The 22,870-nt window shown below is 72.8% G+C and carries 22 protein-coding genes and 1 tRNA gene; 11 read left to right on the plus strand and 12 right to left on the minus strand.

From position 1 onward, the window contains the following. Positions 1-111: 111 nt before the first annotated feature. Together ACFQ6N_RS30140 and mca are read right to left on the minus strand one after the other, a co-directional pair. Positions 112-303, minus strand: a complete 192-nt coding sequence (locus tag ACFQ6N_RS30140; RefSeq protein WP_380655752.1) for a hypothetical protein — start codon at positions 301-303, stop codon at positions 112-114. Positions 304-352: 49 nt separating this feature from the next. Further along, complete coding sequence (gene mca, locus ACFQ6N_RS30145; protein ID WP_380655755.1) at positions 353-1,258, minus strand: mycothiol conjugate amidase Mca; 906 nt, start codon at positions 1,256-1,258, stop codon at positions 353-355. Positions 1,259-1,499: 241 nt separating this feature from the next. Between mca and ACFQ6N_RS30150 the strand changes: the two genes are divergently transcribed. Next, a complete protein-coding gene (locus tag ACFQ6N_RS30150) occupies positions 1,500-1,913 on the plus strand; it encodes a DUF4307 domain-containing protein (protein WP_380655758.1) in 414 nt (137 codons plus the stop codon). Positions 1,914-2,173: 260 nt separating this feature from the next. Then, complete coding sequence (gene greA / locus ACFQ6N_RS30155; RefSeq protein WP_380655761.1) at positions 2,174-2,674, plus strand: transcription elongation factor GreA; 501 nt, start codon at positions 2,174-2,176, stop codon at positions 2,672-2,674. A gap of 86 nt (positions 2,675-2,760) precedes the next feature. Here greA and ACFQ6N_RS30160 read toward each other — a convergent pair whose 3' ends face one another. From ACFQ6N_RS30160 to ilvA, 3 genes are all read right to left on the minus strand, one after another. Continuing rightward, positions 2,761-3,618 carry an ABC transporter permease gene (locus ACFQ6N_RS30160; protein WP_380655764.1) on the minus strand — a complete coding sequence of 286 codons (858 nt, stop codon included), beginning with the start codon at positions 3,616-3,618 and terminating at the stop codon, positions 2,761-2,763. A gap of 1 nt (position 3,619) precedes the next feature. Beyond that, positions 3,620-4,696, minus strand: a complete 1,077-nt coding sequence (locus tag ACFQ6N_RS30165; RefSeq protein WP_380655767.1) for an ATP-binding cassette domain-containing protein — start codon at positions 4,694-4,696, stop codon at positions 3,620-3,622. Positions 4,697-5,021: 325 nt separating this feature from the next. Next, positions 5,022-6,233 (minus strand): threonine ammonia-lyase, encoded by a 1,212-nt coding sequence (gene ilvA / locus ACFQ6N_RS30170; protein WP_380655770.1) that lies wholly within the window; start codon positions 6,231-6,233, stop codon positions 5,022-5,024. Between the two features lie 123 nt (positions 6,234-6,356). Here ilvA and ACFQ6N_RS30175 point away from each other — a divergent pair, with 123 nt between their 5' ends. Beyond that, a complete protein-coding gene (locus ACFQ6N_RS30175) occupies positions 6,357-6,857 on the plus strand; it encodes a MarR family winged helix-turn-helix transcriptional regulator (RefSeq protein WP_380655773.1) in 501 nt (166 codons plus the stop codon). A gap of 8 nt (positions 6,858-6,865) precedes the next feature. Here ACFQ6N_RS30175 and ACFQ6N_RS30180 read toward each other — a convergent pair whose 3' ends face one another. Next, a complete protein-coding gene (locus tag ACFQ6N_RS30180) occupies positions 6,866-8,020 on the minus strand; it encodes a cystathionine gamma-synthase (RefSeq protein ID WP_380655776.1) in 1,155 nt (384 codons plus the stop codon). Positions 8,021-8,253: 233 nt separating this feature from the next. Between ACFQ6N_RS30180 and ACFQ6N_RS30185 the strand changes: the two genes are divergently transcribed. The 4 genes from ACFQ6N_RS30185 to ACFQ6N_RS30200 all read left to right on the plus strand — a co-directional run bounded on the left by ACFQ6N_RS30185 (position 8,254) and on the right by ACFQ6N_RS30200 (position 12,381). Then, a complete protein-coding gene (locus ACFQ6N_RS30185) occupies positions 8,254-9,882 on the plus strand; it encodes a M48 family metalloprotease (RefSeq protein WP_380655779.1) in 1,629 nt (542 codons plus the stop codon). A 77-nt stretch (positions 9,883-9,959) separates the two neighbouring features. Next, on the plus strand, positions 9,960-11,111 hold the full coding sequence (locus tag ACFQ6N_RS30190; protein ID WP_380655782.1) for a hypothetical protein: 1,152 nt from the start codon (positions 9,960-9,962) through the stop codon (positions 11,109-11,111). A gap of 103 nt (positions 11,112-11,214) precedes the next feature. Beyond that, positions 11,215-11,880: a peptide-methionine (S)-S-oxide reductase MsrA gene (msrA, locus tag ACFQ6N_RS30195; protein ID WP_380655785.1), complete on the plus strand. Its 666-nt coding sequence runs from the start codon at positions 11,215-11,217 to the stop codon at positions 11,878-11,880. Between the two features lie 138 nt (positions 11,881-12,018). Beyond that, positions 12,019-12,381, plus strand: coding sequence for a cupin domain-containing protein (locus ACFQ6N_RS30200; protein ID WP_380655788.1), 363 nt, complete (start codon positions 12,019-12,021; stop codon positions 12,379-12,381). 119 nt (positions 12,382-12,500) lie between these two features. On the opposite strand, the gene ACFQ6N_RS30205 is transcribed toward ACFQ6N_RS30200, so the two are convergent. The 3 genes from ACFQ6N_RS30205 to ACFQ6N_RS30215 all read right to left on the minus strand — a co-directional run bounded on the left by ACFQ6N_RS30205 (position 12,501) and on the right by ACFQ6N_RS30215 (position 16,208). Continuing rightward, positions 12,501-13,784: an Ig-like domain-containing protein gene (locus ACFQ6N_RS30205; RefSeq protein WP_380655791.1), complete on the minus strand. Its 1,284-nt coding sequence runs from the start codon at positions 13,782-13,784 to the stop codon at positions 12,501-12,503. 184 nt (positions 13,785-13,968) lie between these two features. Beyond that, positions 13,969-14,307, minus strand: coding sequence for a hypothetical protein (locus tag ACFQ6N_RS30210; protein ID WP_380655794.1), 339 nt, complete (start codon positions 14,305-14,307; stop codon positions 13,969-13,971). A gap of 500 nt (positions 14,308-14,807) precedes the next feature. After that, positions 14,808-16,208: a cystathionine beta-synthase gene (locus tag ACFQ6N_RS30215; protein ID WP_380655796.1), complete on the minus strand. Its 1,401-nt coding sequence runs from the start codon at positions 16,206-16,208 to the stop codon at positions 14,808-14,810. Positions 16,209-16,447: 239 nt separating this feature from the next. On the opposite strand from ACFQ6N_RS30215, the gene ACFQ6N_RS30220 reads away from it, so the two are divergent. The 3 genes from ACFQ6N_RS30220 (at position 16,448) to ACFQ6N_RS30230 (ending at position 20,061) form a co-directional block, all read left to right on the plus strand. Then, positions 16,448-17,542: an SGNH/GDSL hydrolase family protein gene (locus ACFQ6N_RS30220; protein WP_380655798.1), complete on the plus strand. Its 1,095-nt coding sequence runs from the start codon at positions 16,448-16,450 to the stop codon at positions 17,540-17,542. 66 nt (positions 17,543-17,608) lie between these two features. Continuing rightward, positions 17,609-18,829 carry an acetyl-CoA C-acetyltransferase gene (locus ACFQ6N_RS30225; protein WP_380655801.1) on the plus strand — a complete coding sequence of 407 codons (1,221 nt, stop codon included), beginning with the start codon at positions 17,609-17,611 and terminating at the stop codon, positions 18,827-18,829. A gap of 290 nt (positions 18,830-19,119) precedes the next feature. After that, positions 19,120-20,061 carry a hypothetical protein gene (locus ACFQ6N_RS30230; protein ID WP_380655804.1) on the plus strand — a complete coding sequence of 314 codons (942 nt, stop codon included), beginning with the start codon at positions 19,120-19,122 and terminating at the stop codon, positions 20,059-20,061. Positions 20,062-20,217: 156 nt separating this feature from the next. Here ACFQ6N_RS30230 and ACFQ6N_RS30235 read toward each other — a convergent pair whose 3' ends face one another. The 3 genes from ACFQ6N_RS30235 to ACFQ6N_RS30245 form a co-directional block, all read right to left on the minus strand. Then, a complete protein-coding gene (locus tag ACFQ6N_RS30235; protein ID WP_380655806.1) occupies positions 20,218-20,586 on the minus strand; it encodes a hypothetical protein in 369 nt (122 codons plus the stop codon). 86 nt (positions 20,587-20,672) lie between these two features. After that, positions 20,673-21,548, minus strand: coding sequence for a Bax inhibitor-1/YccA family protein (locus ACFQ6N_RS30240; RefSeq protein ID WP_380655808.1), 876 nt, complete (start codon positions 21,546-21,548; stop codon positions 20,673-20,675). 141 nt (positions 21,549-21,689) lie between these two features. Continuing rightward, positions 21,690-21,771 (minus strand) — tRNA-Leu (locus ACFQ6N_RS30245). 292 nt (positions 21,772-22,063) lie between these two features. Here ACFQ6N_RS30245 and ACFQ6N_RS30250 point away from each other — a divergent pair. Further along, positions 22,064-22,837 (plus strand): ABC transporter ATP-binding protein, encoded by a 774-nt coding sequence (locus ACFQ6N_RS30250; RefSeq protein WP_380655811.1) that lies wholly within the window; start codon positions 22,064-22,066, stop codon positions 22,835-22,837. The last annotated feature ends 33 nt before the right edge of the window (positions 22,838-22,870 follow it).

Genomic DNA, 22,870 nt, shown 5'->3' on the forward strand with positions numbered 1-22,870 from the left:
GCACCGAAGGCCGCCGCGAGCGGCCTTCGCGCATGCTCCGCACTGCCCGGGCTCCCCGGCCGGCTCCCGCCGGGCGGACCCGCGTGCCCCGCGCCTCGGCGGGGCGCCGGCTCACTCCTTCGGGGCCTCCGGCTCCTCCGCGAAGTCGACCTTCTTGAACTGCCGGTTCATCGACTTCGCCAGGAACCAGGTCGCGACGCCGAGGGCGGCGAAGACGACGAAGCCGAGGAGGCCGGGGGTGACCTTGGCGTCGTCGACGGCGAGGTCGGCGGCGAGGTTGAGGAGGTTCACGGGGGCGCTCATATCTCTATGGTGGCCCGGCTCACGGGGAGCCGGGCCATCGGGGGGTGGTTCAGTCGCGCGTGTCGGCGGCCTCGGCCGCCAGGGAGGGGGTCCGCAGGCCCGCGAACAGGTCGCCCTCCGGCAGGTCCACGTCGACCAGGGTACGGGCGAGCTCGTAGTCCTCGGTGGGCCAGACCTCGCGCTGGACCTCCAGCGGGACCCGGAACCACGGGCCGTCCGGGTCGATCTGGGTGGCGTGGGCGATCAGCGCGCGGTCGCGGGTCTCGAACCAGTCGTCGCAGCGGACCCGGGTGGTGATCTCGCGCTCCTTGCGGCCGCTCTTCTCCCAGCCCTCGATCCACTCGCCGTACGGCGACTCGTGGCCGTGCTCGGTGAGGTACTGGTGCAGGGCGCGGATGCGGCCCATCGGGAAGCCGTGGTTGTAGTAGAGCTTGAGCGGCTGCCAGGGCTCGCCGGCCTCGGGGTAGGCGTCCGGGTCGCCCGCGGCGTCGAAGGCCAGCATGGTGATCTTGTGGGTCATGATGTGGTCCGGGTGCGGGTAGCCGCCGTTCTCGTCGTAGGTCGTGACGACCTGCGGCCTGAACTCGCGGATCAGCCGGACCAGCGGCTCGGCCGCCTCCTTCACGTCCTGCAGCGCGAAGCAGCCCTCGGGCAGCGGGGGCAGCGGGTCCCCCTCGGGCAGGCCGGAGTCCACGAAGCCCAGCCAGGCCTGCTTGACGCCGAGGATCGCGCGCGCCTCGTCCATCTCCTTGGCCCGCACCTCGTGGATGTTCTCCTCGATGTACGGGTCCCCCTGGAGCTTGGGGTTGAGAACCGACCCGCGCTCGCCCCCCGTGCAGGTGGCCACGAGCACGTCCACACCCTGCTCGACGTACATGGCCATGGTGGCCGCGCCCTTGCTGGACTCGTCGTCCGGGTGGGCGTGCACCGCCATCAGTCGCAACTGCTCAGTCAACGCCTTGCGTTCCTTCCACATCATCGGGCGTTCCGCGAAGTCCGGGTCTGCCCACCGTACGAACCGCTCACTCCGGGACCGCGTCACCGCGGGGCCGGCCTCCGGATGCCACCGACCCGGCCGAGCCCTGCCCCCGCCGGACCGGCCGCGGGCATGTCCCTCCTATAGTGACGGACTGGAGGAGCGTCGCATTCCCCCGTACCACCCGCGCGGCCCCTCCCCCAGGAGAGGACGGAGTCCGATGACTTCAGAGACCACCGCCACCGCGCTGCCCGAGGGCCGCTACGGCCGGGGCGGCGACCGCGACTCGGACCGCCGCCTCAAGGTCGTCGGCGCGGTCTGCGGTGTGCTGGGGCTGGCTCTGATCGCCTGGCTGGGCACCTCCTACCTGCTGCGCGAGACGAAGATCAACGGCTCGGTGCCGACCTTCCAGGTGCTCTCCGACTCCGAGGTCCAGCTGCACCTCACCGTGAGCAAGAGCGACGGCCAGGCCGGCACCTGCACGGTCCGCTCGCAGGGCGACGACCACGCGGTGGTCGGGGTCGCCGACTTCCCCGTACCGGCGGCCGGCTCCAGCTACGACGCGGTGGTCACCCTGCGCACCACGTCCCGCGGCACCACCGCCGAACTGCTGGGCTGCACGCCCGCCAAGTAGGGGGCATATCCGACCGGGGGAACGGGCATCCGTAGGGGGTCGAGCCCCGTCCCGTACACCCTGGCGTAACGCCGTCGTCAATGCCGCGCCAACGCCTCTCCCGCTCGTCGGCAGGACTTGTTAGGCTCGTGGTTTCGCCCCTTCCGCACCGGATGGTACGGGAGCGGGCGTTGCTTTGTAGTTGAGACCGATATCACCACCGACCCCCTGCTGACGACTCACACCCTCAGCTCAGCCCCCAGCACCTACGAGGAGCACCCGTGACCCAGACCAGCGAGAACGTGACCTGGCTCACTCAGGCCGGCTACGACCAGCTCAAGGCCGAGCTGGACCACCTGACCGGGCCCTGGCGCATCGAGATCGCCCAGAAGATCGAGGCGGCGCGCGAGGAGGGTGACCTCAAGGAGAACGCCGGCTACCACGCGGCGAAGGAGGAGCAGGGCAAGCAGGAGCTGCGCATCCGTCAGCTGACCCAGCTGCTGGAGCGCGCCAAGGTCGGCGAGGCCCCGGCCGACTCGGGCGTGGTGGCCCCGGGCATGGTCGTCACGGTCGCGTTCGACGGCGACGAGGACGACCTGATGGAGTTCCTGCTCGCCTCCCGCGAGGTCGCGGGCTCCGACGACCTGGACGTCTACTCGCCGCAGTCGCCGCTGGGCCGCGCGATCGACGGGAAGGCCATCGGCGACCAGGCCACCTACGAGCTGCCGAACGGCAGGCCGGCCATGGTGAAGATCGTCAAGGTCGTGCCGCACGCCGGCTGATCCGGCCCGACGCACCGGAAGGGCGGCCGAGGAGTCCCTGACTCCTCGGCCGCCCTTCCGCGTTCCGGCCGGACGCCGGCTTGGTCTCAGCCGGCCGAGGCCCGGTACTTGCGCACCGCCAGCCACGAGAACACCGCCGTGATGAGCACCGACCAGAGCACCGACACCAGCACCGCGTGCTGCATCGGCCAGGCGCTGTCCACCGGCCCGACCTGGTTGCCGAACAGCCCCCGGCAGGCCTGCACGGTGGCGCTGAACGGGTTCCAGTACGCGACCCCCTGGAGCCAGGACGGCATCGAGGTGACCGGCACGAAGGCGTTGGACACGAAGGTCAGCGGGAACAGCCAGATCAGCCCGGCCGAGGTGGCCGCCTCGGGGCTGCGCACCGACAGGCCGATCAGCGCGCCGATCCAGGAGAAGGCGTAGCCGACCAGCAGCAGCAGGCCGAAGGCGCCGAGCGCGTTGAGCACCCCGTCGTGGATCCGCCAGCCGACCAGCAGCGCGACCAGGCCCAGTACGACCAGGATGAACGCGGTCTGCACGAGGTCCGCGAGGGTGCGGCCGACCAGCACCGCCGAGCGGGCCATCGGCAGCGAGCGGAACCGGTCCACCAGGCCCTTGGTCATGTCCTCCGCGATGCCCGCCGAGGCCCCGGCGGTGGCGAAGGTGACGGTCTGGGCGAAGATGCCGGCCATCAGGTACTGGATGTACGTGTGGGAGCTGGAGTCCGTCCCGGGGATCCGGATCGCCCCGCCCATGACGTACGAGAACAGCAGCACGAACATGACCGGCTGCATCAGGCCGAAGACGACGATCTCCGGGATGCGGGTCATCCGGCGCAGGTTGCGCTTGGCGACCACCCAGGAGTCGTGCAGGGCGGCGGACAGCCCCCGGCGCTGCCTGGGCACGGCCCCGCCGATGGCGTGCTCGGTGCCGGCGCTCATCTCAGCGCTCCTTTCCGGCCGTGACGGCCTGCTTGTCCGGCCCCTGGTCCTCGTCGCCTTCGGCGCCGCCGGGCCTGCCCTTGCCCCGGCCGCCCCGGCCGCGCGCCTTGGGGTCGGCGCCGCCCTCCTCGTCGCCCTGCTCGGCGACGTGGCCGGTGAGGGTGAGGAAGACGTCGTCCAGGGTCGGGCGGCGCAGCCCGATGTCGTCGATCTCGATGCCGCGGGAGTCCAGTTCGCGGATCGCGTCGGCGAGCACCCGGGCGCCGCCGCTGATCGGCAGGGTGATCCGGCGGGTGTTCTTCTCGACCGTCGGCTCGCTCAGCGCGTAGCCGGACATCGCCGCGACGGCGTCGGCGACCAGGCCGGGCTCGTGCACCACGACCTCGATCCGCTCGCCGCCGATCTGCGCCTTGAGCTGGTCGGCGGTGCCGCGGGCGATCACCCGGCCGTGGTCGACCACCGCGATGTCGTGGGCGAGCCGGTCGGCCTCCTCCAGGTACTGGGTGGTGAGCAGCAGCGTGGTGCCCTGCTCGACCAGGGTCTCGATGACCCCCCAGAGTGCGAGCCGGTTGCGCGGGTCGAGGCCGGTGGTCGGCTCGTCCAGGAACATCACCGGCGGCCGGACGACCAGCGCGGCGGCGAGGTCCAGGCGGCGGCGCATGCCGCCGGAGTAGGTCTTGGCGGTGCGGTCCTTGGCCTCGGTGAGGTTGAACCACTCCAGCAGTTCGAGTGCGCGCGCCTTCGCGGCGCGGGTGGTCATCTGGTAGAGCTCGCCGACCATCGTGAGGTTCTCGAAGCCGGTCAGGTACTCGTCGACCGCCGCGTACTGGCCGGACAGGCCGATCAGGCTGCGGACCCGGTCGGGGTGCTTGAGCACGTCGACGCCGGCGACCACGGCTCGGCCGGAGTCGGGGCGGAGCAGGGTGGTGAGGACCCGCACGGTGGTGGTCTTCCCGGCACCGTTCGGGCCGAGCAGCCCGAGCACCGTTCCCTCGGGGACGTCCAGGCTGACGCCGTCCAGGGCGCGGACGTCGCCGAAGGTCTTCACCAGGTTCTCGGCTTGGATGGCTGGCGCCATGGCCTGCCTCATCTCCTCGGACGTATGGAGTGATCTGTCCCACTCTGCCCCGTTTTCGGGCATACGGGCGACTCGGTTCTCGACCCGCGGGACTCAGACGCGATGTATCGCGAGTCTCCCAGTACGCGATATATCGCGTCAAGGGACACGGCTCCGCCATCGTTCCAGGGGGGACCGACACCGCACCGGGGCGACGACCGGCAATCCGCCCGGCCCACCCGGCAACCGAGGCCGGGGGCGGGGGCGGGGCAGGGCCAGGGGCGGGACAGGCAGCAGGGGGCGGGCGGCCGACCGACCGACCGCCCGCCGGCCCGCCGGGGACGGCTCAGCCGGAGACGACGTACCCCGCGTCCCGCAGCTCGCCGAGCACCACCGCGCAGTGCTCCGGCCCCTTGGTCTCCAGGTGCAGGTCCACCTCGACCTCGGTCAGCCCCAGCTTCGGGTCGATCCGGACGTGCGCCACGTCCAGCACATTGGCGTCCACCCTGGTCAGCGCGCCCAGCAGGTCCGCCAGCGAGCCCGGCTTGTCCGCCAGCCGCACCCGCAGCGACAGGTAGCGCCCGGCCGCCGCCAGCCCGTGCCGCAGCACCCGCTGCATCAGCTGCGGGTCGATGTTCCCGCCGGACAGCACCGCCACCACCGGCCCCTCGAAGGAGTCCGGCTGCTCCAGCAGCGCGGCGATCGGGGCCGCCCCGGCCGGCTCGACCACCAGCTTCAGCCGCTCCAGACCGAGCAGCAGCGCCCGCGACAACGACTCCTCGGAGACCGTGCGGATGCCGTCCGCCAGCGTGTTGACCACCTCGAAGGGGATGTCGCCCGGCCGCCCGACCATGATCCCGTCCGCCATGGTCGCGAAGTGCTCCAGCGACACCGGCCGCCCGGCCGCCAGCGAGGCCGGGTACGCGGCGGCACCGGCCGCCTGCACCCCGACCACCCGGACGTCCGGCCGCAGCGGCTTGACCGCCGCCGCGATCCCGGCGAGCAGCCCGCCGCCGCCCACCCCGACCAGGATGGTGCGCACCTCGGGGCACTGCTCCAGGATCTCCAGCCCGACGGTCGCCTGGCCGGTGACCACGTCCCAGTGGTCGAAGGGGTGGATGAACACCGCGCCGGTCGCGTCCGCGTACCGCTGCGCGGCCTGCAGCGCCTCGTCCACGGTGGCGCCGTGCAGCCGCACGTCAGCGCCGTACTCCCGGGTGGCCGCGACCTTCGGCAGCGGCGCCGCGACGGGCATGAACACCGTCGAGCGCACCCCCAGCAGCGAGGCCGCCAGCGCCACGCCCTGGGCGTGGTTCCCGGCGCTCGCCGCCACCACCCCGCCGGCCCGCTGCACCGGCGAGAGCCCCGCGATCCGCACGTACGCCCCGCGCAGCTTGAAGGAACCGGTCCGCTGCAGGTTCTCGCACTTCAGGTGGACCGGCGCGCCGATCAGCCGGGACAGGTGCCGACTGCCCTCCATCGGGGTCACCCGGGCGATGCCGGCCAGCATCTTCTGGGCGCCGCGGACGTCGTCGAGGGTGATCGGCCAGGTGTGCATGCCGCCAAGGTTAGAGGTCCGGCCGGTGGCAATCCGGGACGCCGGGCCTGTTCCCGGGTCCGCCGAGCCCGCGTACGCTGCTGGTTCTGAGCCTCCCTCACCGCACGACGATCGTGAGCCGCGATGACGACGACCTCGCCCCAGGCCACCGACCGCACCGACCCCGTGCACGCCCGACTCCAGTACCAACTCGCGCTGTTCGCGCGCCGCATGGAACAGGTCCGGACCTCCGACGGCGGGGTCGGGGCGCTGGACCGGGCCGCCTACCTGCTGCTCGACCGGCTGGAACGGCACGGACCCGCCAACGTCAAGGCGCTGGCCGAGTCCCTGGGCGTGGACTCCTCCACGGTGACCCGCCAGGTCGCCCCGCTGGTCGCGGCCGGGCTGGTCGGCCGGGTGCAGGACCCGGCCGACCGCCGCGCCGTACGGCTCGCGCTGACCTCCAACGGCTCCGGCCGTCTCGACGAAGTCCGGGACGGCCGCGCCGAGTTGACCCGCCGCCTGCTGGCCGACTGGCCCCCGGAGGAGCAGCGCGCGTTCTGCGACCTGCTGGCCCGCTTCAACCACGCGATGGAGTCGTACAACGGCGGGCCGGCCGGGGCGGTGAACCCCGACCGGCCCTAGGAAACCCCTTAGCCCAGCGCCTGCTTGAGGTCCGCCAGCAGGTCGTCGATCGACTCGATGCCGACCGAGACGCGCACCAGGTCGGACGGCACCTCCAGCGCCGAACCGGCCACCGAGGCGTGGGTCATCCGGCCCGGGTGCTCGATCAGCGACTCGACGCCGCCGAGCGACTCCCCGAGGGTGAACAGCTCGGCACGGTTGCAGACCTCGACGGCCGCCTCCTCGCCGCCCGCGACCCGGAACGAGACCATGCCGCCGAAGGCCTTCATCTGCTTGGCGGCGATGTCGTGGCCGGGGTGCTCGGGCAGGCCCGGGTAGAGCACCTGGCTGACCTTGGGGTGGCTCGCCAGCAGCTCGGCGACCTTCTCGGCGTTGGAGCTGTGCCGGTCCATCCGGACGCCCAGCGTCTTGATGCCGCGCAGCACCAGCCAGGCGTCGAACGGGCCGGACACCGCGCCCATCGCGTTCTGGTGGTACGCGACCTCCTCGCCGAGGGCCGCGTCGGCCAGCACCAGCGCGCCGCCGACCACGTCCGAGTGGCCGCCCATGTACTTGGTGGTGGAGTGCACGACCGCGTCCGCGCCGAGCGCGATCGGCTGCTGGAGGTACGGGCTGGCGAAGGTGTTGTCGACGACCAGCAGCGCGCCGGCGCCGTGCGCGACCTCGGCGAGCGCGGTCAGGTCGGTGATGCCCAGCAGCGGGTTGGACGGGGTCTCCACCCACACCGCGCGGGTGTTGGGGCGCAGCGCCGCGCGGACGGTGGCCAGGTCCTGGGTGTTGGCGACGGAGAACTCGACGCCCCAGCGGGTCAGCACCTTGGCGAACAGCCGGAAGGTGCCGCCGTAGGCGTCGTTGGGGATCACGATGTGGTCGCCCGGCTTGAGGATGGTGCGCAGCAGGGTGTCCTCGGCGGCCAGGCCGGACGCGAAGGCGAGGCCGCGGGCGCCGCCCTCCAGCGCGGCGAGGCACTCCTCCAGCGCGGTGCGGGTCGGGTTGGCGCTACGGCTGTACTCGTAGCCGCCCCGCAGGCCGCCCACCCCGTCCTGCTTGTAGGTGGACACCTGGTAGATCGGCGTGACGACGGCCCCGGTCTGGGGGTCTGCCTCCTGACCCGCGTGGATGGCGAGGGTCTCGAAGCCCTGGGGAAGCTGGTGCTCGGTCATGCCTCCGAGCCTAACGGCCGAATGCCGTCAAGCCCTCCCGAATCGGAAGGCCGGACGAACCCGCAGGTGGGAGCCGTGGGACGGCGGGTGGGAACCCCGGTGCGCCGGTCCCCCGGTGCCGCTACGATCTCCACCTGCCGCACACCTGTTCACCATGCAACAATCGCGCGTCGCGCTGTCGCCGCGCCCCGGGGGAGGATCACCGCATGGGCGCGCCCCAGCGTTCCACTGGCATGAGCACATCCGGTCGGGCCGTCACGGCCGTGGCCCTGCTCGCCGGCTTCTACCTGCTCGCCGTCGGCATCGTCGTGGGGCTGCTCGCCCTCGACGTCGCCCTCTACCAGGCGTCCGGCCAGCTGCGCCCGGGCCTGCTCAAGATCTGGGCGCTGACCGCCGTGATCGCCTACCCGGTGGTCCGGGTGGTGTTCCTGACCCGCCGCCGCTCCGCCGACGGGGAGCTGCCCGGCGTGCTCCTCACCCGTGAGCGGCAGCCCGAGATCTGGGCCATGGTCGACCGGATCGCCGAGCGGACGGGCGTCCGCGGACCGGCCGAGATCCGGCTGGTGCCCGAGGTCAACGCGGGCGTGCTGGAGGAGACCAGGCTGCTCGGCCTCGTCCCCGGCAAGCGCCACCTCGTCATCGGCGCCCCGCTGCTGATCGGCCTCACCGAGGGCGAGCTGGAGTCCGTCCTGGCGCACGAGTTCGGCCACTACAGCAACCGGGACGTACGGCTGGCCGCCGTCACCGTCGCCGGGCGCCGCGCCGTCCTGCACACCATCGGCGGGCTCCACCAGCGCGCCGACCAGCACCAGGCCGACGAGGCCGCCAAGCTCGCAGCCAAGGCCGAGAAGCGGCTGGCCAAGGGCCGCAAGCCCTCCGGCGAGGAGGCCTCCGGCGGTGTCGACCGGGTCCTCGCCAAGCTCTTCACCCTCTACGCCAAGCTCTACTTCCGGGTCTCCGAGGCGGTCGGCCGCCGCCAGGAGTACGCCGCCGACCAGGTCGCCGCCCAGCTGGCGGGCCGGGACGCCACCGCCGCCGCGCTGCGCAAGATGCCGGTGCTGGTCGCCGCCCAGGACTTCTACCTCGGCCGCTACGCCACCATCGGCTGGGACGCGGGCCTGCTCCCGCCACCCGGCCAGGTCTACGGCGGCCTGCTCCACCTGCTGAGCGACCCCAAGCGCCGGGCGGAGCTCGCCGAGCACGCGCTCGAACTGCCCGAGGAGCAGCCCGACCCGTACGACTCGCACCCGCCGATCGACCGCCGGGTCGCGGCGATCGAGGCGCTGGCCGACGACGGTCGCGGCCCGGGCGCCGCCGGCCCCGCCCTCGCGCTGCTGCACGACGCCGAGCGGGTGCTGACCGAGCTGGAGGTCGTCTCGCTGATCCCCGAGGCGGCCGGCAAGCAGCGGGTGGAGTGGCCGGAGCTGGTCCGCGGGGCGATGCTGACGCACGCCCGCGAAGCGGCCGCCGACGCCGACCGGGCGCTGGCCGGGCTGGGCCTGCCGGCCGGCGTCCACGGCCTGCTCGACGCCATCGACGGCGGCCGGGCCTGGGAGTTCACCGACCGGCTGCCGAAGAGCGAGCAGGCCGCCGCCGCCACCGGCCGGGCCGCCCGCGAGTTCGCCCGCCCGGCGCTGCGCGAGGAGTTGGGGCACGCCACCGTCGTCGCGCTGGCCGGGGCCGGCCTGGCCGGCTGGGAGCTCTCCTGGTCCGGGCCCGCCGAACTCCACCTGCCGGACGGCTTCGAGGAGGGCTTCGACCCGGCCCTCGACGCCGCCTGCGCGGACGGCGCCGACACCGCGCCGCTGCGGGCGCTGCTCGCCGGGGCCGGCCTCCCGGCGCCCGCCGTGCCGACCGCCTGAGCCGCCCGCACCGCACCGCCCACCGCATCGCAGCGCCCACCACAACACACCGCATCGCACCCCCGGAGGGAGCTCCCTTGATCGGCATCATCGTGTTCGCCGTCGTCGGCCTCGTCCTGCTGTTCCCGGTCGTCATGACCCGGCTGGCCAAGCGCAAGCTGGCCCAGCTGGAGCGGGCCAAGGCCACCATCGCCGGCCACGAGGCGCGGGTCGCCGCGGAGGAGCGGAAGAAGAACACCATCTACCCGACCGACCACGGGCTGCTGCTCGGCAAGGACCTGGTCCGGTCCGACGAGCCCGGCCCCGAGGAGGAGGCCGCTCTCACCGCGGCGAAGGCGGGCGACTGGCGGCCGGCCGCCGCCTTCCTCGCCGGGGAGGGCACCGCGGACCTCCGCTGGCGGCGGATGTACGGTCTGACCGACCTCGCGGCCGAGGACGACACCTGGCTGCGCGCCTGGCGCGCGGAGCGGCCGCAGGACCCGACCGCCGCGCTGCTGCACGCGAACGCGCTGATCTCCGTGGCCTGGAACATCCGGAGCAGCGCCCGGGCCACCGAGGTCAGTTCGGAGCAGTTCGCGGGCTTCCACCGGGTCCTGGGGGAGGCCGAGGAGGCGTTCGCGGAGGCGGTCGCGCTCGCTCCCGCCGACGACCCCAACCCGTGGGTCGCCCGGATCCCGATCGCCATGGGCCTGGGCTGGTCCAACGACCGGTTCCGGCAGCACTGGGCCGAGCTGACCGAGCGCGACCCGCACCACTGGGGCGCGCACAGCCGGGCGTTGCAGTACTGGTGCGCGAAGTGGCGCGGCAGCCACGAGCTGATGCACGGCTTCATCGACGGGGCGGTCGCCGCCGCCCCGGCCGGCAGCCTGCTCGCGCCGATGAGGCTGGAGGCGTACTTCGAGCAGTTCGCCCGGGACCGGGAGAAGACCACCGCGTGGCAGCGGCCCGAGGTCGGTGCCGCCCTGGACGCCGCGCTCGCCGACCTCGCCGCCACCGACCCGGAGCACCCCCGCGTCGTGTACACCCGCGGCTGGCTGGCCTACGGCCTGACCCGGGCCGGTCGGCCGACGGAGGCGCTGGAGCAGTTCCAGGCGCTGGGCCGGTTCATCCCGCCGCCGTTCACCAACTTCAACGACCCCCGGCAGTCCTTCATCGACCTGCGGGTCGACGCGGTGCAGGGCGCCGTCGCGGCCAAGGAGGCCGCGAAGGAGGCCGCACAGCAGGCCTGACCGCAGCGGCGCACGCCACGGCACCGACGGCCGTCCCCGGAATCCGGGGGCGGCCGTCCGCGTTGGACAGTTCGCCACGTTTCCCGACCAGCTGGAGCAGGCCGTGCTGTTCAACCGCCACAAGACCTCGCTCGTCCCCGCCGACCAGGCGCTGCCCGGTCGGCCGACCCCGGCCTTCGAGCTGCGCGAGCCGCACACCGTGCTCGGCCACCCGCTGGCCGGCCCGTACCCGGAGGGCCTGGAGGTGGCCGACTTCGGGCTCGGCTGCTTCTGGGGCGCCGAGCGCACGTTCTGGCGCCTGCCCGGCGTCTGGACGACGCTGGTCGGCTACCAGGGCGGCTTCACCCCGAACCCGACGTACGAGGAGGTGTGCAGCGGGCTGACCGGCCACACCGAGGCGGTGCGGGTGGTGTTCGACCCGGCGGTGGTGTCGTACGAGCGCCTGCTGAAGACCTTCTGGGAGGCGCACGACCCGACCCAGGGCAACCGCCAGGGCAACGACGTGGGCAGCCAGTACCGGTCCGCCGTGTACACCCACTCCCCCGCCCAGGCCGAGGCCGCCGCGGCCACCCGGGACGCCTTCCAGCCGGCTCTGACCGCGCTCGGTCACGGCCCGATCACCACCGAGATCGCCCCGGCCGGCCCGTTCTTCGCCGCCGAGCCGTACCACCAGCAGTACCTGTCCGAGGCCAAGAACCCCAACGGCTACTGCGGTCTGGGCGGCACCGGGGCCTCCTGCCCGATCGGCGTGGCCCGCACCGAGGGCTGACCGGCGGGCCGGGCGGGCCCCGGGGGGCGGCCACCCAACGTGACCGCTCCCCGATCGGGGCGCAGACTGGAAGGGCCAGCAGGGGCGGCCCGGCCCCACTGGCGGGCCCGGGCCGCTCCTCGTGGAGAGGAGTGCGCCATGTCCGGTCTGGTCCGCAAGAGCTTCGACGAGCCCGAGGAAGTCCGCCCCTTCGAGGACGGCACGGGCGAACTGCGCCTGGTCGACCTGGACACCGGCCCGGTCGGCAGGGCCGTGTTCGAGCCGGGGTGGCAGTGGTCCAAGCACGTGAAGCCGATCGCCGGGACCGACAGCTGCCGGGCCGCCCACCGCGGGTACGTGGTCTCCGGCCGGATGAAGATCGTGATGGACGACGGCCAGGCGGACGAGTTCGGCCCCGGCGACTACATGGTCTGCCCGCCCGGGCACGACGCCTGGATCCTGGGCGACGAGCGGTGCGTGGTCGTCGACTGGCAGGGCTTCGCGGACTACGCGAAGCGCTGAGCCCGGGCCGCAACCCACCGGGCCGCCCGGACTCCCGGACGGCCCGTGAGCCTGGCAACCCGGCTCGTGAGCCTGGCAGCCCGTGGACCGGGCGGCCCGGGGAGTCCCGGGGTGCGGCGTCAGACGGCGCTGCCGGCCTTCCAATCGGCCCAGCCCATGTTCCAGCCGTTCAGGCCGTTGTCCGGGGCGACCGTCTTGTCGCCGGAGTTCACGACCTCGACCACGTCGCCGACCATCGAGGACTTGTAGAACTTGTAGCCGTCCGTGCTGCTGTCCTGCGCGCCCTTGGCGTCCTGGAGGCCCACGCAGCCGTGGCTGGTGTTCTGGCCGCCGAAGATCGACGACGAGGACCAGTAGTTGCCGTGGATGAAGGTGCCCGAGGTGGTGAGGCGCTGGGCGTGCGGCACGTCCGCGATGTCGTACTCGCTGCCCAGGTTGACGGTCTGCGAGTTCATCCGGGTCTGGGTGTACTGCTCGGAGATCACCATCTTGCCGGCCCAGGTGGTGTGCTCGGGCGAACCGCCGGAGATCTTGTACACGGCGCTGACCTGGCCGTCGGTGGTGACGGTGAGCTTCTTGGTACCGAGGTCCGCGACGCTGGTCTGGGCGCGGCCGACGGTGAAGGCGACGTCCTTGGACTGGGTGCCGTACACGCCCTTGGCGCCCTCGACGTCCTTGAGCCGCAGCTTCAGGGTGACCTTGGTGCCCTTGGCCCAGTACGCCTGCGGCCGGAAGTCGAGGCGGGTGCTGGAGAACCAGTGGCCGACGATCTCGACGCCCGGCTCGGCCGTCACGGTGATCGCCTGCTGGACGGCCTTGCGGTCGGTGACCGGCTTGCTGAAGTTGATCGAGACGGGCATGCCGACGCCGACCGTCGAGCCGTCCTCGGGGGTGAAGTAGCCGACGAAGGTGTTGGCCGGGGTCGCCGTGGTGAAGACGGCGTTGGAGTCCGCCTCCAGCTTGTCCTTGTCGACGGCCACGGCGGCGACGGTGTACTTGGTGCCGCTGGCCGGGGCGGCGGCCGAGGTCCAGCCGGTGTTGTCGGCGGAGAGCTGGCCGGCCAGTTCCTTGCCGGTGGAGTCGGTGACCTTGACGCTGGTCAGGGTGCCGCTGGTGACGGCGACCTTGACCGGGTCGCTGAAGCTCGCGGCGGTGGCCCCGTCGGCGGGGGTGACGGTGATGACGGCGGTCGAGGTCTTCGGTGCGCTGCTGCCGCCACCGCTGCCCGGGGTGCCGCTGCCGCCGGACCCGTTTCCGGCGTTTCCGCCGCTTCCGCCGTTGCCGCCGCTGTTGTCGTTGCAGGCCGCCAGCAGCAGGACGGGTGCCCCGATCAGTCCTGCAAGGACACCGCGTCGGCTCCAGCTTCCTCCGGCCGCCCGCCCCTGACCGTCCCGTGCCGTCACGTCGCGTCTCCCTGCTGATCATCCCGGGCATTTACGGATACAGAAACGCAATCCGCCCGTTCACGGTTCCATCACCGAAGGGTAAGCGATCGTATGAGATGACCCAACTTGCCGCCGAACAGGACAAAACGCCCGGTCTGCCGTGGCAGACCGGGCGTTCACGAGCGGGCACGGCGCTGCGCCGCTACTCGGCGGGCCCGTCCACCGCGTACTCGTCCCACTCCTCGCTCTCCGGGTCGAACTCGGTCTGCGCCGACTCCCAGGTCGCCGAGGCGAGCTCCACCCCGGGGACGTCGCCGAGCAGCGCGACGGGGTCGATGAAGTGGGCGAGCGAGCCCGACGGGTCCACCTCGATGGCCTCGACGGACTGGGTGCGCTCCTCGTCGTCGAGGTACTCGTCCTCGGACACCGCCTGGAGGGCCGCCGCCTTGAGCGCGCCCTCGTCGGTGATCTCCGCGATGAGCTCGATCTTGACCCGGACGTAGCGCGGGGCGTCCTGGTCGGTCGTTTCAGTGCTGGTCATGCGTGCGAGCGTACGGGAACGGCGGGCCGCCCGGAGCAACCCCGACGGAGTCCGGGGCACCGCCGCTCCGGACTCCGTCCGGAAGAATCGGAGGGAACGGAAAGGGCCGGCCCTTCTGGAGAAGGACCGGCCCCACCGTTTCCCCGCATGGGCTCCCCCACCCGGGAGCCGCGGGGACGCGCCGCGAAGCGCGGTGCGGCCGCGGGAGCCGCCACACCCTGCGACCGGCCGGAGCCGGAGCAGGGGCGGGACGACGGCGCCTCCCACGGAGGGAGGACACAGCGGCCGGGTCAGGGCCGCCCGATGTGTCCGAGCCGACCGCGGTCGCCGGGGAGCCGCTCCCGGACGGTTGCCGTCGCCTCATTCGGCGTCCTGCCGTTGACCACCACGATGCCGGACCCTTGTTAACCACGTGCTGCGGGCAGGTGACGCCGGTGTACCACTTCGCCCGTGGGCGAATCCTGCGGATCCGTCCACGGGCGAAGGGCCGTGACCATGGGTCAGTGCGCGGCGCGGACCGTCAGGAAGCCGAGCAGGTCCTGGCGGGTGACGATGCCCTGCGGCTTGCCCTCGACCAGCACGACGGCCGCGTCGGCCTTCTCCAGCACGGTCATCAGGTTGGTGACCGTCTCGCCCGAGCCGACCACCGGCAGCGGCTTGGACATCACCTTGTCCAGCGTGTCGGTCAGCTCGATCTCCTTGGCGAAGATGCCCTCCAGCAGCAGCTTCTCCACCACCGAGCCGATCACCTCGCCGGCCATGATGTCGGGGTGCCCGGCGCCCGGGGAGACCACCGGCATCTGCGAGACGCCGTACTCGCGCAGCACCCGGACCGCCTCGGCGACGGTCTCGTTCGGGTGCATGTGGACGAACTGCGGCACGCCGCCCTGCGCGATGCCCTCCTTGCGGAGCAGCACCTCGCCGATGTGGGCCTCGTCGGTGGAGGAGGGCAGGAAGCCGTAGTCGGCCATCCAGTCGTCGTTGAAGATCTTGGACAGGTAGCCGCGGCCGCCGTCCGGCAGCAGCACCACCACGATGTCGTCCGGCCCCAGCCCGCGGGCGACCTCCAGCGCGGCCACCACGGCCATCCCGCAGGAGCCGCCGACCAGCAGGCCCTCCTCCTTGGCCAGGCGGCGGGTCATCTGGAACGAGTCCTTGTCGGAGACGGCGACGATCCCGTCCGCGACGGCACGGTCGTAGGCGGTCGGCCAGAAGTCCTCACCGACGCCCTCGACCAGGTACGGCCGGCCGGTGCCGCCCGAGTAGACCGAGCCCTCCGGGTCGGCGCCGATCACCTTGACCTTGCCGCCGGAGACCTCCTTCAGGTAGTTGCCGGTGCCGGAGATGGTGCCGCCGGTGCCGACGCCCGCCACGAAGTGGGTGATCTTCCCGTCGGTCTGCTCCCAGAGCTCCGGGCCGGTGGAGTGGTAGTGCGAGGCCGGGTTGTCCGGGTTCGAGTACTGGTCCGGCTTCCAGGCGTTCGGGGTCTCCCGGACCAGGCGGTCGGAGACGTTGTAGTACGAGTCCGGGTGCTCCGGGGCGACGGCGGTCGGACAGACGACCACCTCGGCGCCGTACGCGCGCAGGGTGTTGATCTTGTCGGTCGAGACCTTGTCCGGACAGACGAAGATGCACTTGTAGCCCTTCTGCTGGGCCACGATCGCCAGGCCGACGCCGGTGTTCCCGGAGGTCGGCTCGACGATGGTGCCGCCCGGCTTGAGGGCGCCCGAGGCCTCGGCGGCCTCGATCATGCGCATCGCGATGCGGTCCTTCACGGAGCCGCCGGGGTTGAAGTACTCGACCTTCGCCAGCACTGTCGCGCTGATGCCCTCGGTGACCTTGTTGAGCTTGACCAGCGGCGTGTTGCCGACGAGGTCGATGATCGAGTTGTGGTACCGCACGGGGGTCCTCCCGGTCTGTGGGCGTGCGTGTGCTTTCGGTACTGCAAAGCGTAGGGCGTGCCACGCACCCCGGGCCGCCCTTCCGTCCCACCCCGCACGCCCCCGCGCTCCGCACCGCGCCGCCCGCCTCCCCCAATGGCCCACCCCCGTCGGCCCGCCGGTACTCGTGCCCCCCGCGCGGGTAGGAGGGGTGTACGGCCCCGCCGGGGGGCGGCAGGAGGACGCGAAGGGGGTGCCGGATGCCAGGCGCACACGACTCGCGGGCCCGGGTGGCCCGCCGGATCGCCACCGCGGCGGCGTACGGCGGCGGCGGGCTCGGGCTGATCGGCGTGGGCCTGGTGGGCCTGCTGGTGACCGAGAGCAAGCTCGCCGTCCAGGCCATCGGCATGCTGGAGACCGTCCCGCCCAAGGCCGACGGGGTCTACGGCGAGGCCTTCGCCGACGGTGGCGCCGCCCCGCAGCCGCCGCTCGTCCTGGCCGTCCTCGGCGACTCCACCGGCGCCGGGCTGGGTGTGGCCCGCGCCCGGGAGACCCCCGGCGCCCTGCTGGCCGCCGGTCTGGCCTCGGTGGCCGAGCGCCCGGTCCGGCTGGTCAACGTGGCCCGCTCCGGCGGCCGCTCGGCGGACCTCTCCGGCCAGCTGGAGCAGGCCCTCCCGCACCACCCGGACGTCGCCGTGGTCATGATCGGCGCCAACGACGTGACCCGGCACAGCCCGGCGCAGCTGTCCGTGCGCCAGCTCGGCGAGGCCGTCGCCGCGCTGCGCGCCAACGGCTGCGAGGTGGTCGTCGGGACCTGCCCGGACCTCGGCACGATCAAGCCGGTGCGCCCGCCGCTGCGCTGGGTGGCCCGCCGGCTGAGCCGGCAGCTGGCCGCCGCGCAGACCATCGCGGTGGTGGAGGCGGGCGGCCGGACGGTCTCGCTGGGCTCCCTGCTCGGACCGGAGTTCGCGGCGCGCCCGGAGATGTTCGCCGCGGACCGCTACCACCCCTCCGCCCAGGGCTACGCGACCGCCGCGATGGCCGTGCTGCCCTCGGTCTGCGCCGCGCTCGGCCTCTGGCCGGAGGAGGAGCGCCCGAACGCGCCGGTCCCGGGTGAGACGGTGCTGCCGGTCGCGATGGCCGCCGCCGCGGCGGCGGGCCGCGCGGGCACCGAGGTGGCGGCCGTGGAGGCGGACGGCGCGGGCCGGCGCTGGGCCCTGCTGCGCCGGCGCCTGCGGGTCGGCCTGCCCGGCTCGGACGCGGCCGGGCAGGCCGGTCCGGCCCCGGACGGGGACCGGCCGGGGGGCCCGGGGAATACGTCGGCCAGCTCACACGCTGGGGCGGGTGACGCCTGATCTACCAGGCGGTAACTTTCCTCCCGGACCTCCGGTCCGCCGCCGCCACCCAGCGAGGAGCCCGCCATGCCCGAAGCCGTCATCGTCAGCGCCGCCCGTTCGCCGATCGGCCGGGCCTTCAAGGGCTCCCTCAAGGACGTCCGCCCGGACGACCTGACCGCCCACATCATCCAGGCCGCCCTGGCCAAGGTGCCCGAGCTCGACCCGCGCGAGATCGACGACCTGATGCTGGGCTGCGGCCTGCCCGGCGGCGAGCAGGGCCACAACCTGGCCCGCATCGTGGCGGTCCAGATGGGCATGGACTACCTGCCCGGCACGACCATCACCCGCTACTGCTCGTCCTCGCTGCAGACCACGCGGATGGCACTGCACGCGATCAAGGCGGGCGAGGGCGACGTCTTCCTCTCGGCCGGCGTGGAGACCGTCTCGCGCAGCGTCCACGGCACCTCGGACGGGATGCCGGGCACCATGAACCCGCTCTTCGACGAGGCCCAGGCCCGCACCGCCAAGCGCGCCGAGGAGGGCGGCGGCTCCTGGCACGACCCGCGCGAGGACGGCCTGCTGCCGGACGCCTACATCGCGATGGGCCAGACCGCCGAGAACCTCGCCGCGCTCAAGGGCATCACCCGCGCCGAGCAGGACGAGTTCGGCGTCCGCTCGCAGAACCTCGCCGAGGCCGCCATCAAGGCCGGCTTCTGGCAGCGCGAGATCACCCCGGTGACGCTCCCCGACGGCACCGTGGTCAGCGCGGACGACGGCCCGCGCGCCGGCGTCACCGTGGAGGGCGTCTCCGGCCTCAAGCCGGTGTTCCGTCCGGACGGCACCGTGACCGCCGGTAACTGCTGCCCGCTGAACGACGGCGCGGCCGCGCTGGTCGTCATGTCCGACACCAAGGCCCGCGAGCTCGGCATCACCCCGCTCGCCCGGGTCGTCTCCACCGGCGTCAGCGCGCTCTCCCCCGAAATCATGGGCTACGGCCCGGTCGAGGCCTCCAAGCAGGCGCTCAAGCGGGCCGGCCTGACCATCGGCGACATCGACCTGGTCGAGATCAACGAGGCCTTCGCGGCCCAGGTGATCCCCTCCTACCGCGATCTCGGCGTCGACTTGGACAAGCTGAACGTCAACGGCGGCGCCATCGCGGTCGGCCACCCCTTCGGCATGACCGGCGCCCGGATCACCACCACGCTGATCAACTCCCTCCAGTGGCACGACAAGCAGTTCGGCCTGGAGACCATGTGCGTCGGCGGCGGCCAGGGCATGGCGATGGTCATCGAGCGCCTCAGCTGACCCTCCCCGCCCCTCCGAAAGGGTCTGGACCACCCATTTGGAGTGACCGAGCGTAATTGAGGGCCGGATCACACCGCGAGGTCGATCCGGCCCTCTTTCCGGTCGTTTCCGGCCCGGAAATCGACACTGCGGAGCGGATCAACTCCACTGCGTAGAACGGTGTTACCTAACAATTTGGGGACAAGAGCCTAAGTCCCGGACGAATTGGACATTCGCCACTGCGGTAACACCCCCGGATGGGGCAGTGTGGACGTGTAACCCCGTTCCGCTCCTCGCTAGGAGTACGTTCCGTGAGCGCCGTCTACACCGTCCTGCTGCTGATCCTGATCACCGTGTCGACCGCCGTCCTGCTCCGTCTCCGCGGGCTCTCCCGCCGGCTGGACGCACAGGCGGCGGCACCGGCCGTGCCCGCGCCGGTCGACGAGGCCGCGATACGCCGGGCCGTCGCCGAGGCGCTCGCCGCCGACCGCGAGCGGGAGATCACCGAGGCCCGGGCCTTCTGGGCCGAGCAGGAGGCCCGCGCGGCCGAGGACGCGCCACTGTTCGACTCCCCGTTCACCGGCGTCTTCTCCGGCACCGACGAGTGGCCGCTCTTCTTCCCCCGCCCCACCGGCCCGCAGGACGCCGCCGACAACGCCGGGACGATGGACCCGGAGTTCGGCGAGGCGCTGCGCTCCGCGCTGGAGGACCTGGTCATCGAGGGCGGCACCGGCCCCGTCGAGCCCGGCACCGACGGCGGCGCGCCGCTGCGCCCCGGCCACCCGGTGGGCGAGACCGCGAAGGACGCCCGGGCCCGGCGCGAGGCCGACCTGCTGGCCACCGGCCTGGAGGCCGGGCTGCTGGACACCGACCCGGCCGTCGAGGACGCCCCGGTCGCCGCGCCCGACCCGCGCCGCCACCCGTCCCACCCCGACTTCGTGCCGAGCCAGGCGCCGTCCCGCGAGTGGACCGACACCCGGCTGGCCGCCCTCGCCGAGGAGGGCGTCGCCCTGATCGACGTCCGCCCGGGCCCGCTGGGCACCCTGGACGTGTACGCCTTCGCCGACGGCACCACGCTCTGCGTGGCCCCGGGCGACCGGGAGGCCGCCTACCGGCTGATCGACGCGGTCCGTGCCGGAGAGCACGTCCGACTGCTCGGCGGCTCGCGCTTCTCCGGCTCGTACTCGCTGACCTTCTCCACCGACGAGGAGGCCGTCTACGTGCTCGCCGACCGGGTGGTCGCCAGCATCTGACACCTCCGACGCCTGACACCGGCTCACCGGGACGACACGGGCACAGCAGCAGCACGGCACGCCGAAGGCCGGCCGGATCGCGGGGTTACCGATCCGGCCGGCCTTCGGCCTGTCCGGCTCCGCGGCACCCCACGGCAGGTCCGGCCCCGCGGGCGCTCAGACGCAGAGCGCCGCCGTCGCGCGCACCGCCGCGACCGCCCCGGCCAGCACCCCGGCCGCGGCCTCGGGGCCGTCCGGCAGCGCCACCTCCGCGCCCTCGGGCAGCGCCGCGAGCACGGCGGCCAGGTCGTGCCCGGCGACGGCCAGTTGGTCCCCGACGGCGAAGGCCCCGGCCTCCGGGAAGTCCCGCTGCGGCCCGCCCTCCGCCGCCAGCGCCAGCGCGGCCAGCCGCCGGGCCAGGTCCAGCGCGGCCGCGGCCCGCGAACCGTACCCGGGCACGGCGCCCAGCAGCTTGCTCTGCGGCAGGGAGCGGAAACGATCCGCCAGGGCGTCGACGGCTTCGACCAGGGGCTCTACGTCATGCATGGCAGCGAGCCTAGGCGAAAAGCCGCCGGGCCCCGGAGCGAGTCGCTCCGGGGCCCGGCGGCAGTGGTTCACCTCGGGAGGGACCGTCAGTCGTCGCCCCGCAGGATCGCGATCAGCCGCAGCATCTCCATGTAGATCCAGACCAGCGACAGGGTCAGCCCGAAGGCGGCCCGCCAGGACTCCCGCTGCGGGGCGCCCTGCGCGATGGCCTCCTCGATGGACGCGAAGTCCAGCGAGAGGAAGAAGGCGCCCAGGCCGATGCCGACCAGGCCGACCACGATGCCCAGCGGGCCGGAGCGCAGCCCCATCTCCGCGCCGAAGGCCGACGCGATCACGTTGACCAGCATCAGCAGCACGAAGCCCAGGGCGATCGCGATGCCGATCCGCTGGTAGCGCGCGGTGACCCGGATCCGGCCGCTCTTGTAGGCGAACAGCATCGCCGCGAAGACCGCCGCCGTACCCAGCACCGCCTGGATCACGATGCCGTTCAGCGCGGTGTTGAACACGTGCGAGACGGCGCCCATGGCGAAGCCCTGGAGGGCCGCGTACGTCAGGATCAGCGGCGGGCTGACGCTGCGCTTGAACGAGACCACCAGGCCGACGACCATGGCCACCACGCTGGCGCCGACCGCATAGCCGTACTTGTCGAACGGCAGCGTGAACCAGGCCACCGCGCCGGCGACGACCAGCGTCAGCAGCGTCATGGCGGTACGGGCGACCACGTCGTCGAGCGTCATCCGCCCGGTGGCCGCGGGGCCGGCCGACGGCCCGTTGTACATCTCGTACAGCTGCTCGTCGCTGAGCGGGGCCTGGCCCTGCTGCGGCTGCTGGGCGTACGGCGTCCCCGCGTAGGGGTTGCCGCCGGGCTGGCCCCCGGCCTGCGCGGTGTTGCCGAACCCCGCGTAGCCGGAGTCGCGGGTGAAGGACCCCTCCCGCGAGAAGACCGGGTTACTGCTTCTCATTGCTCATTCCCTCCGTGGCGGCACTGCACCGCCCATGCACAAGGGTAATGGCTTGGCAAAAATTCCGGGATACGCCGCGAGGAGGATCCGGTGAACGACACCCGGCGGGGACGCCGTCGACGCCCCCGCCGGTCGATGCGGTGCCCGGAGCCGGACTCGAACCGGCACGGCCTCGCGGCCAAGCAGTTTTAAGCTGCCCGTGTCTGCGTTCCACCATCCGGGCGTCCTGCGAAACCACCCTGAGCCTAGTCTCCCGGATCACTCTTTCGCATGTTCCCAGCCCCGGAAGTTGTCATGTTTCCTTGCCATCTGACGAACTGTCCGGGATTCGGCCACGAAGGATAGCGGTTCCGGCCACCGCCCGGTCCTCAGGGTTCCCGTCATCCCGCAGGAGGAGGGGAACCCGCTCCCGTACGCCCAGCGGTGGTAGGCCCAACCGTCCGGCGGAGCGACGCCGGACCATGATCACGTCGCGGAGCATGGAGGTACAAGCCCACGAGCACTAGGAGCCCCCCGTGACCACGTCGACCGCAACCGCCGTCCGCACCGGCCGGGCGGCCGCCCGCGCCACCGGCCTGAACAAGGTCTACGGGGAGGGCGAGACCCGCGTCGTCGCCCTCGACGACGTCAGCGTCACCTTCCCCCAGGGCGAGTTCACCGCGATCATGGGCCCGTCCGGCTCCGGCAAGTCGACCCTCATGCACTGCATGGCCGGCCTCGACACCGTCAGCTCCGGCTCCTCCACCATCGGCGACACCGAGCTCGTGGGCCTGAAGGACAAGCAGCTCACCCAGCTGCGCCGCGACCACATCGGCTTCATCTTCCAGGCCTTCAACCTGCTGCCGACGCTGACCGCGCTGGAGAACATCACCCTCCCGATGGACATCGCCGGCCGCAAGGTCGACAAGCCCTGGCTGGACCGCGTCGTCGAGACGGTCGGCCTCTCCGGCCGGCTCGGCCACCGCCCGTCCCAGCTCTCCGGCGGCCAGCAGCAGCGCGTCGCCTGCGCCCGCGCCCTCGCCGGCAAGCCCGACATCATCTTCGCCGACGAGCCCACCGGCAACCTCGACTCCCGCTCCGGCGCCGAGATCCTCTCCTTCCTGCGCAACTCCGTCCGCGAACTCGGCCAGACCGTCGTCATGGTCACCCACGACCCGGTCGCCGCCGCCTACGCCGACCGCGTCGTCTTCCTCGCCGACGGCCGCATCGTCGACGAACTCCACCACCCCACCGCCGACACCGTCCTGGACCGCATGCGCCGCTTCGACGCCAAGGGCCGCACCAGCTGACCCGGCGACAGTCCGCTGCCCGTCTCCGACCCT

Source organism: Kitasatospora sp. NPDC056446, assembly GCF_042796115.1.
Lineage (GTDB): Bacteria > Actinomycetota > Actinomycetes > Streptomycetales > Streptomycetaceae > Kitasatospora.

Excerpts from the sequence above, each read along its gene's own strand:
- ACFQ6N_RS30150 (WP_380655758.1), top strand. The coding sequence starts at position 1,500 with ATGACTTCAGAGACCACCGCCACCGCGCTGCCCGAGGGCCGCTACGGC.
- ACFQ6N_RS30185 (WP_380655779.1), top strand. The coding sequence starts at position 8,254 with ATGAGCACATCCGGTCGGGCCGTCACGGCCGTGGCCCTGCTCGCCGGC.
- ACFQ6N_RS30225 (WP_380655801.1), top strand. The coding sequence starts at position 17,609 with ATGCCCGAAGCCGTCATCGTCAGCGCCGCCCGTTCGCCGATCGGCCGG.
- ACFQ6N_RS30200 (WP_380655788.1), top strand. The coding sequence starts at position 12,019 with ATGTCCGGTCTGGTCCGCAAGAGCTTCGACGAGCCCGAGGAAGTCCGC.
- ACFQ6N_RS30210 (WP_380655794.1), bottom strand. The coding sequence starts at position 14,307 with ATGACCAGCACTGAAACGACCGACCAGGACGCCCCGCGCTACGTCCGG.
- ACFQ6N_RS30240 (WP_380655808.1), bottom strand. The coding sequence starts at position 21,548 with ATGAGAAGCAGTAACCCGGTCTTCTCGCGGGAGGGGTCCTTCACCCGC.
- ACFQ6N_RS30175 (WP_380655773.1), top strand. The coding sequence starts at position 6,357 with ATGACGACGACCTCGCCCCAGGCCACCGACCGCACCGACCCCGTGCAC.
- ACFQ6N_RS30140 (WP_380655752.1), bottom strand. The coding sequence starts at position 303 with ATGAGCGCCCCCGTGAACCTCCTCAACCTCGCCGCCGACCTCGCCGTC.
- ACFQ6N_RS30220 (WP_380655798.1), top strand. The coding sequence starts at position 16,448 with ATGCCAGGCGCACACGACTCGCGGGCCCGGGTGGCCCGCCGGATCGCC.
- ACFQ6N_RS30160 (WP_380655764.1), bottom strand. The coding sequence starts at position 3,618 with ATGAGCGCCGGCACCGAGCACGCCATCGGCGGGGCCGTGCCCAGGCAG.
- ACFQ6N_RS30235 (WP_380655806.1), bottom strand. The coding sequence starts at position 20,586 with ATGCATGACGTAGAGCCCCTGGTCGAAGCCGTCGACGCCCTGGCGGAT.
- ACFQ6N_RS30180 (WP_380655776.1), bottom strand. The coding sequence starts at position 8,020 with ATGACCGAGCACCAGCTTCCCCAGGGCTTCGAGACCCTCGCCATCCAC.
- ACFQ6N_RS30165 (WP_380655767.1), bottom strand. The coding sequence starts at position 4,696 with ATGGCGCCAGCCATCCAAGCCGAGAACCTGGTGAAGACCTTCGGCGAC.
- ilvA (WP_380655770.1), bottom strand. The coding sequence starts at position 6,233 with ATGCACACCTGGCCGATCACCCTCGACGACGTCCGCGGCGCCCAGAAG.